This is a genomic window from Campylobacter sp. JMF_01 NE2 (assembly GCF_027737365.1).
In the GTDB taxonomy this organism is placed as follows: domain Bacteria; phylum Campylobacterota; class Campylobacteria; order Campylobacterales; family Campylobacteraceae; genus Campylobacter_B.
Genome location: NZ_JAOVTR010000001.1, coordinates 164718 through 180955, shown reverse-complemented (window position 1 = coordinate 180955; position 16238 = coordinate 164718). Strand labels below are relative to the sequence as shown.

The window sequence follows — 16238 nt, the reverse complement described above, 5'->3', positions numbered from 1 at the left end:
AAGGGGTAAAAATGAAAAGAAACTTGTTTTTAATATCTTGCGCGGTATTTTGTTTGGGCTCTTTGTCTTACGGGGCACCAGAGCTCACGGTAGAAACCATGCCAGACGCAGCGAATTTGGATTTAGGCGCATATATGACTCCTGCTAATGCAAGCGAAACAAACGCTAATAGCGAGGTTGCGGCCGAGGCAAACGCGACTGCTGCCCAGCCAAGTGCCGAGGCAAATGCTACTGATGCGGCTGAAACCGCAGCTGATACGAACGCAACCGCAGTCGCTCCTGCGCCTAGCGTAAGCCCAGAAGTGGCAGAACAAGGCGCATTGCTGTATAAAACCTGCGTAGCTTGCCACGGCGCAAAAGGCGAAAAAACCTACACAAAAGTCCCACCTATCGTAAATTTATCTAGCGAAGAGAGATTAGAGAAGCTCCACGCCCTAAAAGACGGCACTGCAAACGACGGCAAGGGATACTATGGTATGGGCGCAGTGATGAGAGGCCAACTTCGCATAAGCGACGATCAAATCGGCGTTTTAAACGCATATATCGAATCGTTTAAAAACTAATTTAACTCAAAAATTTTGCTAAATTTGGCTTTTGGCTAAATTTAGCAATCCTAAATTCCTTCAAATTTTAAAATTCGGAGTATTTATGCAAATACGAAGCGCGAAAACCGCGGATTTGGATGCTATCAAAGCCATAGAGGACATTTCATTTCCGCCAAATCAAAGGGTCAGCAAAGAGGCTTTTGGCGAGTTTTTGGCGAAATTCGCTGATGATATTTTCGTAGCCTGCGAAAATAATCAAATCATAGGCGAGATTGTGTCGCTATGCACAAATGAGCGAGATTTCGATGATGATATGTTTTTTGGCACTAAATTTCACGACAAAGACGGCGCGTGGCTAATGGGGCTAAGCCTTGGCGTGGTGCCAAAATTTAGTGGTCGTGGGGTTGGCTCTGCGCTGATAGGCACCCTACAAACACACGCCCAAGCGCGCGCAAAAAGCGGAATCGTGCTAACCTGCGAAGAGTGTTTGGTAAAATTTTACGAAAAATTTGGCTTTGTAAATGAGGGAATTTGCAAATCAAAATTCGGCGATAAAAGCTGGTATCAAATGCGCTGGGAGATTAAAAAGGGCTAAATTTAAGCGCAAATTTGAAAGAGAACATAAAATTTATCTAAATTTAACCCTAAATTCGCGCTAAATCGCGCGTTTTTTGCTTTTTATTAGCGCAATAATGCCAAAAAGTCCAAAAATAATGCCAATCACGCTAAGCAAACCTTGATATTTCGCAAAGGCTAGCTCATCGTATTTGCTAACGCCAAAATTCTCATCAATATCCACGCTAAATTCGCTTCTGTGCTCGCCGTGGTCGCTCTGCGCACTTATTTCGACGCGGTATTTCCCGGGAGCTGGTGGCAAAAAGGCTAGTTTGCCGTTTTCGTCCGTCTGTGCGATTTGCATAGCAAGCGCACTATCTCCTTGATAAATGCGAACTTTGGCGTGTTTGGCTGGGATAGAAGTGGCAAAATTTGCATTGATTATCACGGCTTTATCATGCGTGATATTGTAGCTAATCCCATGCGCAAACGCCAAAATAGCGCAAAACAAAACGCTGATTAAAACTCTCATTTAAGCTCAAATGTGATTGAGGTTTGGATTAAGAGTTTGTTGGCATTTGGGTCTGAATATTCGCTCCTAGCGCTTTTAGCAGCGATTACATTTAGCCCTTTTTCAACCGGAATTAGCGCGATACCAAACTCGTTTGTGCTAAATTCCCAATCCTCATGCACGCCGACTTCAAATTTGGTTTTTGGCGATGGTTTGCCGTTTTTGAGCACCAAAACAGGGAGTTTGTCGCCGTCTTTTAGTGAAAATGGATTTGTAAGAGCGATGATTTCGAAATCAAGGCCTATCGGGCTTAGCATTGCTTCGTTCCACGAAAAGTAAGTTTTGCCGATTTTTAGGCTTCTTGAATTTGCAAAAACCACGCCTTTAATGCTCTTTAATCCGCCTTTGACGAAGCTTCCGCCCTCATCGGTTTCTATCCAATACCCAGCGTCGTAAATTCCGCTCATTACAGCTGGTTTGCTTGCTGTTAGCACGACAGGTGTGGCGTTTGCGTCGTCAAATTTATAATCAATTCCGGTTTTGATAGGTTTTAGATTTTCATCGTAGCCGTTAGCTGCGATTAACTGCTCGCTGGCATATTTTTCATACTCGCCATGAGCCCAAAATTTGACCTCGTATTTGTTCGTGTCGATGTTTTGGATAACGATTTGGTGGGCATTTGCGCACATGCACAATGCAACGAATAAAAGTGCTTTTTTAAACATAAAATTCTCCTTGAATATTATTAAAAATGGATTAGTATTATAGCGACTAAATTTTAATATTAATTGAATTTTGGTATTACGAATATAAATTTTTTCTTTTATTGCAATATATACGAATTTTAAGCCCCTTTGTGCTAAACTAATGGGCTATTTCAAAGAAAAGGATATGTTATGTTTCACGAATACAGAGATTTAATCACTGAACTTAAAGGCAAAAATGCACGCTTTGATGCGTTGTTTGAAAAACACGATGATTTAGATCATCAAATCGCAGCCGCAGTCGAGGGCAGAGTGCATATGAGCGATTTAGAAGTGGATTCTCTAAAAAGAGAGAAACTTCGTGTAAAAGATGAAATCGGTATGTTTTTGGCTAAGATTAAAGCTGAAAAAGAGGGCAAATAAAAAGGTTGCGCACTCCGCGCAACCACAAATTTAATATCAAATTTATAAAATTACAAAAATAATTTATCTTCCAGGCTGTGTAAGCGTTGTAATCCAATATCGATGTATTCCATTAATTTTTCGTTGTTTTTGACCAAATCGTCGTAGTAAGCTTTGGCTTTTTCCTTCGCTACGAAGTCAGGTTCGACATATTTTATGCCTGATTTAAACAGACCCTTTGTCTCGACAAAATATGTGCCCCAAATCTTATCACAATGCTCAATGCTAGATTCTGTAAAGCTCACGATCGAATCATACGCGACATTTCCAAGTAACTCTTGCAATTTGTTAGCAGGATTTTTCAAAAACGAGTAAAAATCCTTAAACGGAGCAAATACCTGCTCTAAATTTTGTGCTGAGTCCTGGTAAATCCCCTTTTTGACGCGAAACATCATCATTTCTTGCGAATTTACAAATCTCTCAACGGCTTTTATAGTATCCGCTTTATTCACTGGAAATTTCCTTTGGTTGAATTAATATAAATCGCTATTATAACACAAATTTATAAAATTTATGTTAAAATACCAGAACAAAAAGGAAAATATATACAAAAATAGGAGGTAAGTATGGAAAGACCTGTTCCCATAGATGAACAAATCGAGTTGGATTTTAGCAAAATCATCATCTCAAAGACAGATCCTCGCGGTATCATTACCTATGTCAATGATTATTTTTTGGAGGTTAGCGGATATAGCGAGGGCGAACTCATCGGCAAACCACACTCTATCGTCAGACACCCAGATATGCCAAAAATCGCATTTAAGCTAATGTGGGATAGCATTTCTAAGGGCAGACCATTTACGGCTGCGGTGAAAAATCTAGCCAAAGACGGCAGATATTACTGGGTCATCGCCAAGCTCGATCAAGTCATCGACCCGCATACCAAAAAGGTCGTCGGGCACACGGCTATATCGGAGCATACGGCATTTCGCACGCCAGCACCAGCCGAGATAATCCAGCAAATCGAGCCGATTTACAAAAAACTAGTCGAGATCGAAAATAGCTCCGGCATAAAGGCTAGCTATGAGTATTTGGAGGGGTTTTTGCACGCCAATAATACGACTTATGACGAATTTATCGAAGGGCTTGTTACAAAAAAGGGATTTTTAGACAAACTCCAAGCCAAATTTGGCAAAATTTTTGGAAGATAAATTTAGGTGAAATTTAGCGTGCCGAATTTTATTTATAGAATTCGGCACTATTTTTTGTAATATTAAATCTAAACAAAATAGGGTTTTGTTACCAGGAATAATTTACTATAAAACAAGCTTCTGGATATTCTGTAATCGTATGTAAGCGAGTTTTTATTTCGCGAAGTGGTTCGCCTGTGCATTTCATAGCATCGTAGGCTTCATCGGAAAATTGAAAATTTCCGTTTGGTGTATATAAGATTCCATCCGCTTTACGATAAACATCGCCGTGTAAATATTTTCCATCAAAACCATAATATATATAATTATGATGCGATGACCAAGCGTAATTTCTACCTAGTCTAGATGTAACTAAAATTGGTATTATAGGATAATTTCGCGATGCGTTTATAGTGACAGGAGCGAAGCGAATAGGCTTATTTTCTATCCATACCTTATATTATCCTTCGAGTGGAGTAATACGATTTAAGTCGTTTTGCATGGCACTCATCCGTTGATAATTGTAGTTATATTGAGCTTCTAAGGCATTTGCGTAAGCAGATGATTGTATGATTAAAAAGTAAGCAGTAAAAATTACGCAAGCATTTACTGCTATTTTTATTGGTTTTATGCCACGATCTATGGAACCTAAGAAAATAATAGAAACAATAACTCCAAACCCCATAAAAACCCTTGGGACAAAAGTAGGGTTTGCTAAGACTAAATAAGCCCCTGTTTGCAACACAAAACTAACTACTATACAAATAATAGTTAAAAATAGGGCTAGAATTTTGTTTATTTTGCTTTTATAAACCATAAATATGATAAATGCTATGAGTAGATATCTAAGTGAAAATTTTAAAAATATTTCATTTACATTTTGGGAGCCGTTTAAAGCTAATGTCGGCACAGATAAGGTATATAAAATATTTATAGAAATGGAATCTAATAAACTATCAGATACTGCTGTGCCAGCGTAACCTGCTGCAACTGTTTTAAGAAGAGCGATTTTATAAAATAGTAGTGGTAAAATAAAACATACAAGTGCTACAAGGCAAAATTTAAAAATTTTATTCCATTTTTTACCTTCAAGAGCTATTTTTAGAGCCAAAAATATACTTATGATTATAAAAACACCATTTGCTGCTTGATATGTCATAGACATAATCAAAACAGAAAATAGCGAAATAATGGCAAAAAGTGGCAATCTTTTGACAAATAAAAATGGAAAAATCATCAACGCTAATGCTATCGCCATAAACGGTGAATTGAATTTAAAGCTCATATTTTCTAAATAAAATGGACTTAGTCCAACAGGCACAGTTGCCAAAACTGTCATAAAATTTAGTTTATTAGTAAAAATTTTACAAAGTGCTAATGAAGCTAGGCTAACTATGCCTAATGCTACTAATTGTGGAATCGGTGAAATGTCTGCGTTAAAAGTAAAATCCATATGGATGATTTTGGTAAAAAATTCGCTTCCATAACGGCTATATCCATAAACAGGATCTAAAAAGCCCGGAATACCATCTATTACTCTACGCAAATCATCTTTATAGCTAATATTTGCTCTAAAAAGTGCAAAATAACCAATCAGATAAACTCCATAAATGATAGTAAAATATTTTTTAAAATTTTTGTCAAAAAAATCTCTGCAAATTGCAAAAAAAGCTTTGATTTCGAAATTTAAGTTATGTGCTTGTTGCATCTGTCTTCTAATTTGCAGATTTTATTTTAAGCAAATTTGATAAAATTTATTGTGTAGAAAGTGGTGCGCCCGAAGGAATTCGAATCCCTGACCTTTTGAACCGCAATCAAATGCTCTATCCAGCTGAGCTACGAGCGCACAATAAAAAAGAATTTTGATTATACATTTTTATAGCTTAAATTTAGCAAAAAATAAGTAAAAATTGTGCATTTTTGCTTATTGTTGATTTTAATTTTTAGTCAAATTTACTTTGCTAGATTAAATTTTATAAATTAATCCCTAAATTTTGCAAAGTTTTTATCGCTCTTTCGCAGTTGTTGTTTTTAAAAGTGTTGCAAATAACGCAAAATGAAACTAATTTTTACTTCGCAAAAGTGAGTAAATTTTTGATAAAATCGCTTTTGGAAGCAAACGAACGATGAATTTTACACTAGCATTTCGTGCAAATTCATAAAAATTTAAAAATCCAAGATTGTAGAATTCTCTTTGCACTTTAAATTCGCTAATAGCGTATTTTAGGCCACCACGACGGCTTAGTTGCGATTTGCCTGCTCGCATTTTTACTAGCATTTCAGGGATATTGTAAAATTTCGCTCCACCTAAAAGCATTCTAACCCATAAAAAATAATCTTCTGTCATCAATGCTTTTTGGTAACTTCCAGCTTTTAAAACGCCCCCTTTTTTGAACATTACGCTTGGGTGATTTAAAGGGGAACGCATTTTGGCAAATTTAGCGATTTCATCGTGATTTTGTGGAAGTTTTCGGTAAGCATAAATTTCATTTTCGTCATTTTCAAATTCGCCAACCCATGAACCGCAAATATCTAAATTTGGATTATTTTCGAAAATTTCGAGCTGTTTTTTAAATCGATTTGGAAGCGAAATATCATCACTATCCATTCTGGCAACAAATTCAAATTTGCACTTTTCTAGGCCGATTTTTAGGGCATCACCAAGTCCCATATTTTTTTCAAGTTTCACAACTTCTAAAATTTCACCAAGCTTGTTTTTCCAAATTTCAATCATTTCATAAAGTTCGTTAGTAAGTTCGCCATCTTCGACTAACACGATTTGATTTGGCTTGATTTCTTGCTCATCATAAATGCTTTTTAAAGCTCTATTTAAAAACTGGGCTTTTTCTTTGATATAAACGGACATTAGGACGGAGAAATTCATTTAGTTTTCCTTTGTGATTGTTTATTGAATATTTCTAGTGAATTGATAAAAGAAAAAAATATTTTCAAAAATAAGACAAAACAAAACATCAATACAAAAAAAGTAAAAATAGTTAAATAATTATTTCTATTTGCGAATAGAATATACATTACTATATTTGCAGCAACAAATAATCCGTACTTTGTGTAGATAAGTTTATTTTGGACAAAAGATATAAAAAAGCCTAATATAAGAGAAAAAATAACGACACTTATCATACTTCCGCCACCAAATAGCCATATTTCCGCAACAAACGAACTGCCAAGTCCATGACCAGCTAAAAATTTATCTGGGAATAGAAAGTAGGATAAGGCATCGGCTAATGATTGATGAATAGTACCAATTCGTTCATCTTGTGGCATATAATTACCTGTAATAGCATTAAATAATCCAATTAACGGATTTAATAAAAATCCAGTGTATTGTGATACAGTTTCGGTAAAATTTTCTTTAAATTCTATTACAAAACCATTAACCAAAACACTTACCCCTAAAGAATAAAATATACTAAATATTCCGCTAAAACTTATAGTATCGTTATGTCTTAAAAGCTGTATTATTGAAGCCAATAAAAACAACGATACGACAAATAAAAATAGTGTTTTAAATTTTATTTTATATGAATATACAGTGCTATAAAGCCATAATGCATTTAATATATATAAAAAAGCCTTAGCCCTAGCACCTGATATCAAGCCTACCATAGAAAGTAAAACAAAGATTATAAAAAATATTTTTGCCTTGCGTTTTTCAATTTTATTTATCATAATAAAAATAAAACCCAAAAGAAATAAATTATCTAAAAGCGAGATTATCCAAGGCGTAGAATTATCTAAATATATAGCTTCATAACCCATAGTAAAATATATTTTTATGTAAATCATCATTTTAGCCAAATATGCAAATAAACCAATAAAAAATATTATATAGCCTAATTTAAGATTAAAAATATAGTTTGCTTTTGGGATGCTCATATTTGCAAATTTATTGTATTTTGCAAAACCTAGCAACATTCCGATATGAATTGACAACATTGTGAATAAAAGCATAAAATTTAACTCTATAAAAGTGCTATTTGAAAAAATAAAATTTGTTAATCTTGCACTTTCATTATATGCTTCATATAAATCAGGAAAAAAGAAATTTAAAATATTTCTCATATTTAAAAAAATATTAAAACAGCCTATAAATAAAATTTCCAAACTAAACCAATTGTTGTTTATTTTATAAATAGTTGTGATAGCGTATAATGATAAAAATATATTTTGAAATTCTAAAATTCTAAAATAAGTTTCACTATATCCTATGTTAAGCAAATATTGTGAAGTTATTAAAAATAAAAAAATAAAATCAACAAATAAAAATAAAAAAATATATTTTTTATTCATAAACACTCCAATTTCACATACTTATGTTTTTATGCTTTGGTTTTTGTTGTTCTATTGGTGGTAATTTCATATAATCACCATACATTTGTGTGAGATAAAAATCATAATCTTTTGGAATAGGCAATTTTAAATTTTCAAACTTGGCTAATTCCAAATTTTCGTAAATTTCACTTTTAAAATACTCCTTTTCAGTCCAATAACCAAAAATATTTCCACGATACTCATTCGAATTTTTTGGGAAATTTAAAATTTTATTTTTATAGATTGCTTGAATTTTGTCTATCAAAAAATTTGGAGTGATTGCAAAAAATATAGCAAATAAAATTCGCGCAACTTTTCCACGATTTTTTGGTGGAATTCTCAAAACACAAGCATGATAAATGTTTGCATAAAATCTTAGTTTTTTACGAGAAATATTATCGGCGGGAACTTTATCGAGTGCGAAAACATCGATTGTCGGGGATAATTCCAGCGGATATTTTTCATTTACCAAATGCAAATGTCCCATAGGCGCATCTGGAATAATATGATTTTCGCAAAATTCATAGGTATAAGGTTTTAAATTTGATAGCAGTTTTTCGGCTTTGTCAAAATCTTCTCTCCATACGGCTATATCCATATCATCATCCCATGGAATAAAGCCTTTGTGGCGAACGGCCCCCAAAACACTACCACCTAAAAGCGTATATTTTATGTCATATTTTTTAAAGAGATTATCGACTTCGGCTATCATTTTTGTCATTTCAAGTTGCATATTTTTAAGATTTAGCATCTATATCCTTTTAGTGAAAGAAAATAAAACTTCAAATATTTTAGGATTTATGTAAAATAAAATTAATTGAAATGCCATTTTTTTATTGGATTTTAAAGCAAACAATACATTTAAATTTTCACAAATATATTTATGATATTCATCGAGTTTGTATTTAAATTCATTGCTTTTATCTTTCATAACCATTTTTGCAAGCATTAAATTTGAAATACACATTTTAAGATTAGCTTCTTTTTTTAAATTGGGATATTTTTTTACAATGTTATCTGTGAAATTTTTATAAACCTCTAAAACAGCAAAATATTTTTTATTTATGCTATGCGTTATGGCTCCTGGTCTATTTTGCCTATAAAAATATAATTTTTTATTTGATATGTACATGGTATATTGATTTGAAAAAACATCGAAGTAAATAGCAACATCTTCAAATAAAATGCCAATCGGAAATCTTAAATTTTTAAATATAGATTTATGGTATAAACAACGACAATTAAAATTATGAAAATTTGTTTTAGAAATAAGATAATTTTTAAAAAATTCTTCTATGTTAAAAGCCTGTATTGTTTTATTATTAAGATTTTGTTGTTTTATTTCTTGAATATATTCTGTGTCTGTAAACTTTTCAAAACTTACCATAGAAATTTTTGTGTTATATTTTTTTATCATATCATAAAGTGTTTCTATGTAAGTTTCATCTATCATATCATCACTATCTACGAAAGCTAGATATTCACCTTGCATTACATCAAGCCCAGCATTTCTAGCGCTTGATAATCCGCCATTTTGTTTATGTATGACTCTTATACGATTATCCTTTTTAATAAATTCATCGCACATTTTGCCGCTACTATCCGTGCTTCCATCATCGATTAAAATAATTTCTAAATTTTTGTAAGTTTGATTCGTAACCGAATCCAAACACTCTTTTAGATATTTTTCCACATTATAAACAGGGACTATTATTGAGATTAATTGATTTTCATTCATCTTTTACCTTTAAATTAATTTTAGTATATTTAAACATTACCCAAAACCCAAACAAGCATGCTACCAAGTATCCTAAACCATACCCTATAACAGTGCCGTAAGCTAGAAATTTCGGTATAAAAACAATATAGCCTAAGCTAGAAAATAGCAAAACCAAAGCCCATTTATAAATCAAAATTTTGCCAAGTTGCATTTTGATAATGTAAATATTTAATGCTTCATCTAAAAATATAAGTGGCAAAACTACAAGTAAAATTTCAAATACAGGGATTGTCCCACTAAATTTTGCCCCAAAAATCAAATTTATAACTAGTGGAGATAAAAAATATAAAATAACTGCCGTTAAAATCGCCAAAACAAACATACCAAAGCTAAGCTTTAAGACATTTGATTTTATAGTTTTTATATCATCAAATTTATAGACAAAAAGTGGTGCAAATGAAATCGCTACAATCGGCGACATAGCCGTTACAATGCCTAAAAGCGACATAGCTGAAGTATAAAGCCCAAGCGAAAATTCATCGCCTAAATGTTTCAAAAACATAAAATCAACTCGCCTGCAAATTATCATCAAAATAATCCCGGCAAAAAACGGCAAACCAAGTTTTAAAAATTTATAAATTTGAGCTTTGTCATAGGTAAAAAACCACTCTTTTGTTAAAATTCTATAAACCGCTAAAAGACCAAAAGCTATCAAAAATAGCTCAAATGCCATTACAAAGCCGTAAGCATAGATATTTTTAACACCAAACATATAAAGTGCTAAAAACATTAAAAGTTTGATTATATGTGTTGCCATAACCAAAACCGAACGATATTTTATCATAGTTTGCGACTGCAAATATGCCGTAACAATCCCAAATGCTTCATTTACCAAGATGGATGAAGCCATAACAATACTAAGATAAAAAATCTTTATATCGTCTGTAAAAAATACAAACAAAAGCAACGCTAAATACGCAACCACCGACGAAACAAACCTTATAACAAAGCCGTTTCCCATTATTATTTTGCGCTCTACGGCATCAGCATTTGTTAGGCGCGGAACAACGATTTCAGCTGGATTTATATACGAAAGAGCAGAAAAAATAACAACAAGTCCTAAAATATACTGAAAATTCCCATACTCTTCTACGCTTAACACACGAGCTAAAATCATAGTAACAGCTAATCCCATTACTATTCTAACTCCGTGTTCGCATAAAAGCCAAGCTATATTTTTTACTATTTTAGGGTTTATCGCCATTTTGTTGCTTTTTAAAATTTTTTAGGCTTTTAGATTTTTTCTCGCTGCAATTTCGCTTTTTAGCAAAACCCAAAATACACCTAAAATGCCACCTAGAAATGTAGCAATCGCTACGATTAAAAGTTTTTTAGGCTTAACGGGGGATTTGCTAGTTATGATAATGTTATCTTTTATGATGACATTGCTTAAATTTTGTTTTTCTAAACTCGCCTTTAAAATCTCTTTTTGATTTTCTAGTTTTGAAATTTCATCTTTTTTTTCATCAATTGAATTTTGAATTTTAACTATATCGTCGTTTTTAGTCTGAATTTGATTTTGCAAATCCGTTTGCGATACAAGCAAATTTTCTTTATCTTTCAAAAGATTAGGAATTTTTACAAATTCGCTATCGTGCAAATCGTGCTCGAATTTTTGTTTTGTCGTCGTGGTCGCACTCATATAGCGATTTCGCAAATCATTTAGTCGCTCTTTTAGAACTATTGCGTTATTTTGATTTAAATTTGGATTTTTTAACTCTTTTTCTATGCTTTGAATTTCTGCGTCCAGTTTCGGAATTACCTTATTTATAAGCTCATCATAAGCTTTTTTGTCATTTGGCAAGACTATATTTTGTAAATTTGCGATTTCTTTGTCTTTATTTGGGATAAAAATTTTTTCTATCTGTCTTATGCGATTTTCAAGTTTAGGCAGCTGCATATTTTGGATATGACTTATTTGAATTTCGCTATTTTTTAGACTATTTTGCAAAGTTTTTATTTTTGCGTCTGCATTATAAAGAGCGTTTTTAATGCGACTTTCTTGCAAAGATATGTTTGATTTATAAATTTCTTGCTCTTCTTTAACGATTTGATTTATCAAAGCGACAGCATCGTCGTTACTTTTGCCCATAACTTCTATATCAAAAAAATCGCTTAGGTTGTTTTTTGTGCCGCTTATTTTAGCAGGAGCTATCTTTTCTACAAATGCACTCTCTTTTGGCTGACCTTTAAGAGCGTCGATATATTTGCTTTGAATTTTATTTATTATCATATCGGCTTCGACTAAAAGCTCTTTTTTGTTTTCGCTTATATTTTTGTAGTAAGGCACTGAAATTCTAGCATTTGCCTGATACCACGGCGTGGCGATTATAGTATATAAAACACCCAAAGCAAAAAATGCTAGTGTAATCATAGCAATACTAAATTTATCTTTCCAAATTTTGCCTAATAACTCGAAAATATCGATTTCATCGTTTTGTGAATTGGCTGAATTCATTAAATTTTCGCTCATTTGTTTTCCTTATCTTTTAAATCTTTTTTTATCTGTGTTGTTGAAATCTCCGGCGTTCGTTTTAGATAGACCACTTCGCAGCCTTCGTCTTTTAAAAAGTCAAATTTGCCTTCCCAGTCATCGCCGATGACGAAAGTATCGACATGGTATAAATGCACATCTTCTTTTTTTTGCTCCCATGAATTTTCTGGGATTACGAGATCTACATAGCGAATCGCTTCAAGTAGGTGTTTGCGTTTTTCGTATGAAAAATAGCATTTTTTTTGCTTTGAATTCCAGTTAAACTCATCGGTAGAAAGTGCCACGATAAGGTAATCGCCAAGTGCTTTTGCACGACGAAGCAAATTTATATGCCCGTAATGAAGCATATCAAATGTGCCGTAAGTTATAACGCGTTTTATACTTTTCAAAATTTTATCCTTAAAACCAAAATTTGCCCTAAAAATGAGCTTTGAATTTCGTTTTTTCTTTTCGAAAATTTAATCATTTCAAAATCTTAAAAAGTTCTAATTTTATCAAAATTAAACTAAAATTTGGCTATAATGTCGCAAATTTATTTTTGGAAAATTTAATTATGAAAAAATTTTATGCTATGGCTATACTTTTAGTAGCTGATGTTTTGTGTATTTTGATATCATTTTTCATCGCTGTGAGCGTGAGAAATTTCATAGAATTCGATTTTGTGGGCAATACACCGCAGCATTATACCACCTATCTTGGCTCATTTTTTATATATGTTTTGATTATCGGCACATTAGCGTATCGCAAAATTTACACCAAACGCTATGATTTTTGGCATGAAAGTTATATTGTGTTTTCATCGTGTATGTTTGCGCTGGTGATGATTTTTTTCTTGCTTGCGATTAATAAAAATGTCTCGCACTCGCGATTTGTGATATTTTTGGCGTTTGGTTTGTGCGCGGTTTTGATACCGATGTGCAAATTTTTTCTTAAAAAATACCTTTATCGCGTGGGAATTTGGCAAAAAAATGCTAGGGTTATCAACGGCGATAAGGAATTTCGCCGCGAAATCTTTAAAAACCACTATTTGGGTTATAAATTTACCCGTGGCGATGACTACGAGACCGTTTTTATCACAAATAAAAATTTAAAGAGTATTGACGAGCTAAACAGGTTGGTCGAAGAAAATGTCATCAAAAACCGTGAGGTGATTTTCACCCCTGCCCTGCAAGGATATGATTTCGCTGGCGGGGAAATTTTCAGCCTTTTTAACTCTCGCACGAATTTATTTTTGCTAGAAAATTCGCTCTTAAAACCGATAAATTATTTTATGAAGGGTTTGGTTGATTATATTGTCGTGCTTTTGGCTTTACCATTTTTGGTTGTGGCTTTTTTTGTGATTTTTGTTTTAATGAAAATCGAAGAACCAAAGGGAAAAATTTTATTTTCGCAACCACGAGCAGGCAGAAATAACAGACCTTTTAATTGCTTTAAATTTCGCTCTATGAGAGAAAACGGCGATGAAATTTTGCGAGATTATTTGCAAAAAAACCCAGACGAAGTCGAATTTTTCGATAAATACCATAAATACAAAAACGATCCACGCATTACAAAAATCGGAAATTTTATGCGTAAAACTTCGCTTGATGAGCTTCCGCAACTCATAAATGTCCTAAAAGGTGATATGAGTATCGTTGGCCCTCGTCCGTTTGTGGTCGGAGAGCGAGAAAACGGAGGAATAAGCCAGGCTGATATGAAAATTTTACTCCATGTAAAACCCGGCGTCACGGGACTAGCACAGGTTATGGGTAGAGGCGATACTGATTTTAAAATCAGAGCTAAAATGGACATTTGGTATGTCAAAAACTGGACACTTTATGTCGATTTTGTAATTATTTTAAAAACTATAAAAGCAGTTTTATTCCGTGAGGGCGCAAGCTAAAATTTGGAATTTTAAAATTCCAAATTTCCCCCAATTTTGCTATAATCCCCCTTTAAATTTCACATTTTACAAGGACACACATGAAAGCAATCGTAACAGTAGTCGGCAAGGACAAAGTCGGCATCGTAGCTGGCGTAGCTACCAAGCTAGCCGCGCTTGGGCTTAATATCGACGATATCACACAGACCGTTTTGGACGAGTTTTTCACAATGATGGCTGTGGTTAGTAGCGATGATAAAAAGGATTTCACGGCCCTTCGCAGCGAGCTTGAAGAGTTTGGCGCTAGCCTAAATGTCAAAATCAATATCCAAAGTTCGGCGATTTTTGACGCCATGCACAATATCTAAGGCGCGAAAATGAATATCAAGCAAGTAACCGAAACAATCTCGATGATCGAGGAGCAAAATTTCGATATCCGCACCATTACAATGGGTATTTCGCTTCTTGATTGTATCGACGCAAACCCCGAAAAAGCCTGCGAGAAAATTTACGCCAAAATCACAAAAAAAGCCGAAAATTTGGTAGCTGTTGGCGATGAAATTTCAGCCGAGCTTGGTATCCCGATCGTCAATAAACGCATCTGCGTAACGCCGATTTCACTCATCGGTGCAGCCACGGATTTAGATGATTACACGATTTTTGCGCGCACGCTAGATGAGGCCGCGCATGCTGTGGGTGTGAATTTTATCGGCGGATTTAGCGCACTTGTGCAAAAAGGCTACCAAAAGGGCGATGAAATCCTAATCCACTCAATCCCGCGCGCCCTAGCTGGGACCGAGCGCGTCTGCGCTAGCGTAAATGTAGGCTCGACCAAAACCGGCATAAACATGTCTGCTGTGCGCGATATGGGCGAGATTATCAAACAAACCGCGAATTTAAGCAAATTTGGCTGTGCTAAGCTCGTAGTTTTCGCAAACGCCGTCGAGGACAATCCCTTTATGGCGGGCGCATTTCACGGAGTAGGTGAGGCTGATGTCGTCATAAATGTCGGTGTATCAGGCCCTGGCGTGGTCAAACGCGCCTTAGAAAAGGTGCGTGGGGAGAGCTTTGATATACTCGCTGAAACCGTCAAAAAAACCGCCTTTAAAATCACCCGCATAGGCCAGCTTGTGGGCTCAATGGCTAGCGAGAGGCTGGGCGTGAAATTTGGCATTGTGGATTTATCGCTAGCGCCGACGCCTGCTGTGGGGGATTCTGTGGCGAGAGTGCTCGAAGAAATGGGCTTGGAGCGCGTGGGCACGCACGGCACGACGGCTGCGCTTGCGCTTTTAAACGACGCGGTCAAAAAAGGTGGCGTCATGGCGTGCAACCAAGTAGGAGGCCTATCCGGGGCGTTTATACCGGTTTCTGAGGACGAGGGCATGATAGAGGCGGTCAAGGCTGGTGCGCTAAATTTGGAAAAATTAGAGGCGATGACGGCGATTTGCTCTGTGGGGCTCGATATGATTGCGATTCCGTCCGATACGCCCGCAGCTACGATTTCAGCGATGATAGCCGACGAAGCCGCAATCGGCGTGATAAACCAAAAAACTACCGCCGTGCGCATTATCCCGCTAGGTCAAAAGGGCGATATGATCGAGTTTGGCGGGTTGCTAGGCTCTGCGCCAGTGATGAGTGTAAATTCGGCCTCATCTGCTGAATTTATCGCCAGAGGCGGGCAAATACCTGCGCCGATTCATAGTTTTAGGAATTAAAATTTTAAATTTTTAGTTTTGGTTTAAATTTGCAAATTCTCGCAGTGGCGTAAAATTTGCCATTGCGAGGCGTGCAACGCCGAAGCAATCTAGGGAAATTCCTTACTCTTGCATTTATTATTGCATTTCGCAAGCTAAAAACACTGCCT

General features: G+C 34.9%; 18 protein-coding genes and 1 tRNA gene. 7 read left to right on the top strand and 12 right to left on the bottom strand.

Annotated elements, in window-relative coordinates:
• Positions 1–11: 11 nt before the first annotated feature.
• Together OFO01_RS00980 and OFO01_RS00975 are read left to right on the top strand one after the other, a co-directional pair.
• On the top strand, positions 12–563 hold the full coding sequence (locus OFO01_RS00980; protein WP_270858316.1) for a c-type cytochrome: 552 nt from the start codon (positions 12–14) through the stop codon (positions 561–563).
• Between the two features lie 85 nt (positions 564–648).
• Positions 649–1140 (top strand): GNAT family N-acetyltransferase, encoded by a 492-nt coding sequence (locus OFO01_RS00975; RefSeq protein WP_270858315.1) that lies wholly within the window; start codon positions 649–651, stop codon positions 1138–1140.
• 60 nt (positions 1141–1200) lie between these two features.
• Here OFO01_RS00975 and OFO01_RS00970 read toward each other — a convergent pair whose 3' ends face one another.
• The gene (locus tag OFO01_RS00970) at positions 1201–1632 is read right to left on the bottom strand and encodes a hypothetical protein (RefSeq protein ID WP_270858314.1); all 432 of its coding nucleotides are present in this window, start codon (positions 1630–1632) and stop codon (positions 1201–1203) included.
• Complete coding sequence (locus tag OFO01_RS00965) at positions 1629–2336, bottom strand: DUF4198 domain-containing protein (RefSeq protein ID WP_270858313.1); 708 nt, start codon at positions 2334–2336, stop codon at positions 1629–1631. The genes OFO01_RS00970 and OFO01_RS00965 overlap by 4 nt, the downstream gene beginning before the upstream one ends.
• Positions 2337–2507: 171 nt before the next feature.
• On the opposite strand from OFO01_RS00965, the gene OFO01_RS00960 reads away from it, so the two are divergent.
• The gene (locus OFO01_RS00960) at positions 2508–2738 is read left to right on the top strand and encodes a YdcH family protein (protein ID WP_270858312.1); all 231 of its coding nucleotides are present in this window, start codon (positions 2508–2510) and stop codon (positions 2736–2738) included.
• 50 nt (positions 2739–2788) lie between these two features.
• Here the strand turns inward: OFO01_RS00960 and OFO01_RS00955 are convergent, their stop codons facing one another.
• Complete coding sequence (locus OFO01_RS00955; RefSeq protein ID WP_270858311.1) at positions 2789–3229, bottom strand: hypothetical protein; 441 nt, start codon at positions 3227–3229, stop codon at positions 2789–2791.
• Between the two features lie 114 nt (positions 3230–3343).
• On the opposite strand from OFO01_RS00955, the gene OFO01_RS00950 reads away from it, so the two are divergent.
• Positions 3344–3928: a PAS domain-containing protein gene (locus OFO01_RS00950; protein ID WP_270858310.1), complete on the top strand. Its 585-nt coding sequence runs from the start codon at positions 3344–3346 to the stop codon at positions 3926–3928.
• A gap of 439 nt (positions 3929–4367) precedes the next feature.
• Here OFO01_RS00950 and OFO01_RS00945 read toward each other — a convergent pair whose 3' ends face one another.
• From OFO01_RS00945 to tagD, 9 genes are all read right to left on the bottom strand, one after another.
• The gene (locus tag OFO01_RS00945) at positions 4368–5615 is read right to left on the bottom strand and encodes a glucosyltransferase domain-containing protein (RefSeq protein ID WP_270858309.1); all 1248 of its coding nucleotides are present in this window, start codon (positions 5613–5615) and stop codon (positions 4368–4370) included.
• Positions 5616–5676: 61 nt separating this feature from the next.
• A tRNA-Arg gene (locus OFO01_RS00940) sits at positions 5677–5753 on the bottom strand.
• A gap of 216 nt (positions 5754–5969) precedes the next feature.
• The gene (locus tag OFO01_RS00935) at positions 5970–6791 is read right to left on the bottom strand and encodes a glycosyltransferase (RefSeq protein ID WP_270858308.1); all 822 of its coding nucleotides are present in this window, start codon (positions 6789–6791) and stop codon (positions 5970–5972) included.
• On the bottom strand, positions 6788–8218 hold the full coding sequence (wzy, locus tag OFO01_RS00930) for an O-antigen polysaccharide polymerase Wzy (protein WP_270858307.1): 1431 nt from the start codon (positions 8216–8218) through the stop codon (positions 6788–6790). The genes OFO01_RS00935 and wzy overlap by 4 nt, the downstream gene beginning before the upstream one ends.
• 13 nt (positions 8219–8231) lie before the next feature.
• Positions 8232–8990, bottom strand: a complete 759-nt coding sequence (locus OFO01_RS00925) for a LicD family protein (protein WP_270858306.1) — start codon at positions 8988–8990, stop codon at positions 8232–8234.
• Positions 8991–9977, bottom strand: coding sequence for a glycosyltransferase family 2 protein (locus tag OFO01_RS00920; protein WP_270858305.1), 987 nt, complete (start codon positions 9975–9977; stop codon positions 8991–8993). It lies immediately after the preceding gene.
• Positions 9970–11223, bottom strand: coding sequence for an oligosaccharide flippase family protein (locus OFO01_RS00915; RefSeq protein ID WP_270858304.1), 1254 nt, complete (start codon positions 11221–11223; stop codon positions 9970–9972). Before OFO01_RS00915 ends, OFO01_RS00920 begins: the two co-directional genes overlap by 8 nt.
• Before the next feature lie 21 nt (positions 11224–11244).
• Positions 11245–12492, bottom strand: coding sequence for a Wzz/FepE/Etk N-terminal domain-containing protein (locus OFO01_RS00910; protein WP_270858303.1), 1248 nt, complete (start codon positions 12490–12492; stop codon positions 11245–11247).
• Positions 12489–12902 (bottom strand): glycerol-3-phosphate cytidylyltransferase, encoded by a 414-nt coding sequence (gene tagD / locus OFO01_RS00905; protein ID WP_333720414.1) that lies wholly within the window; start codon positions 12900–12902, stop codon positions 12489–12491. Before tagD ends, OFO01_RS00910 begins: the two co-directional genes overlap by 4 nt.
• A gap of 164 nt (positions 12903–13066) precedes the next feature.
• On the opposite strand from tagD, the gene OFO01_RS00900 reads away from it, so the two are divergent.
• The 3 genes from OFO01_RS00900 (at position 13067) to OFO01_RS00890 (ending at position 16089) form a co-directional block, all read left to right on the top strand.
• Positions 13067–14395, top strand: a complete 1329-nt coding sequence (locus tag OFO01_RS00900; protein ID WP_270858302.1) for a sugar transferase — start codon at positions 13067–13069, stop codon at positions 14393–14395.
• 80 nt (positions 14396–14475) lie between these two features.
• Positions 14476–14742, top strand: a complete 267-nt coding sequence (locus OFO01_RS00895) for an ACT domain-containing protein (protein ID WP_270858301.1) — start codon at positions 14476–14478, stop codon at positions 14740–14742.
• A 9-nt stretch (positions 14743–14751) separates the two neighbouring features.
• Positions 14752–16089 carry a PFL family protein gene (locus tag OFO01_RS00890; protein WP_270858300.1) on the top strand — a complete coding sequence of 446 codons (1338 nt, stop codon included), beginning with the start codon at positions 14752–14754 and terminating at the stop codon, positions 16087–16089.
• Positions 16090–16238 lie beyond the last annotated feature (149 nt).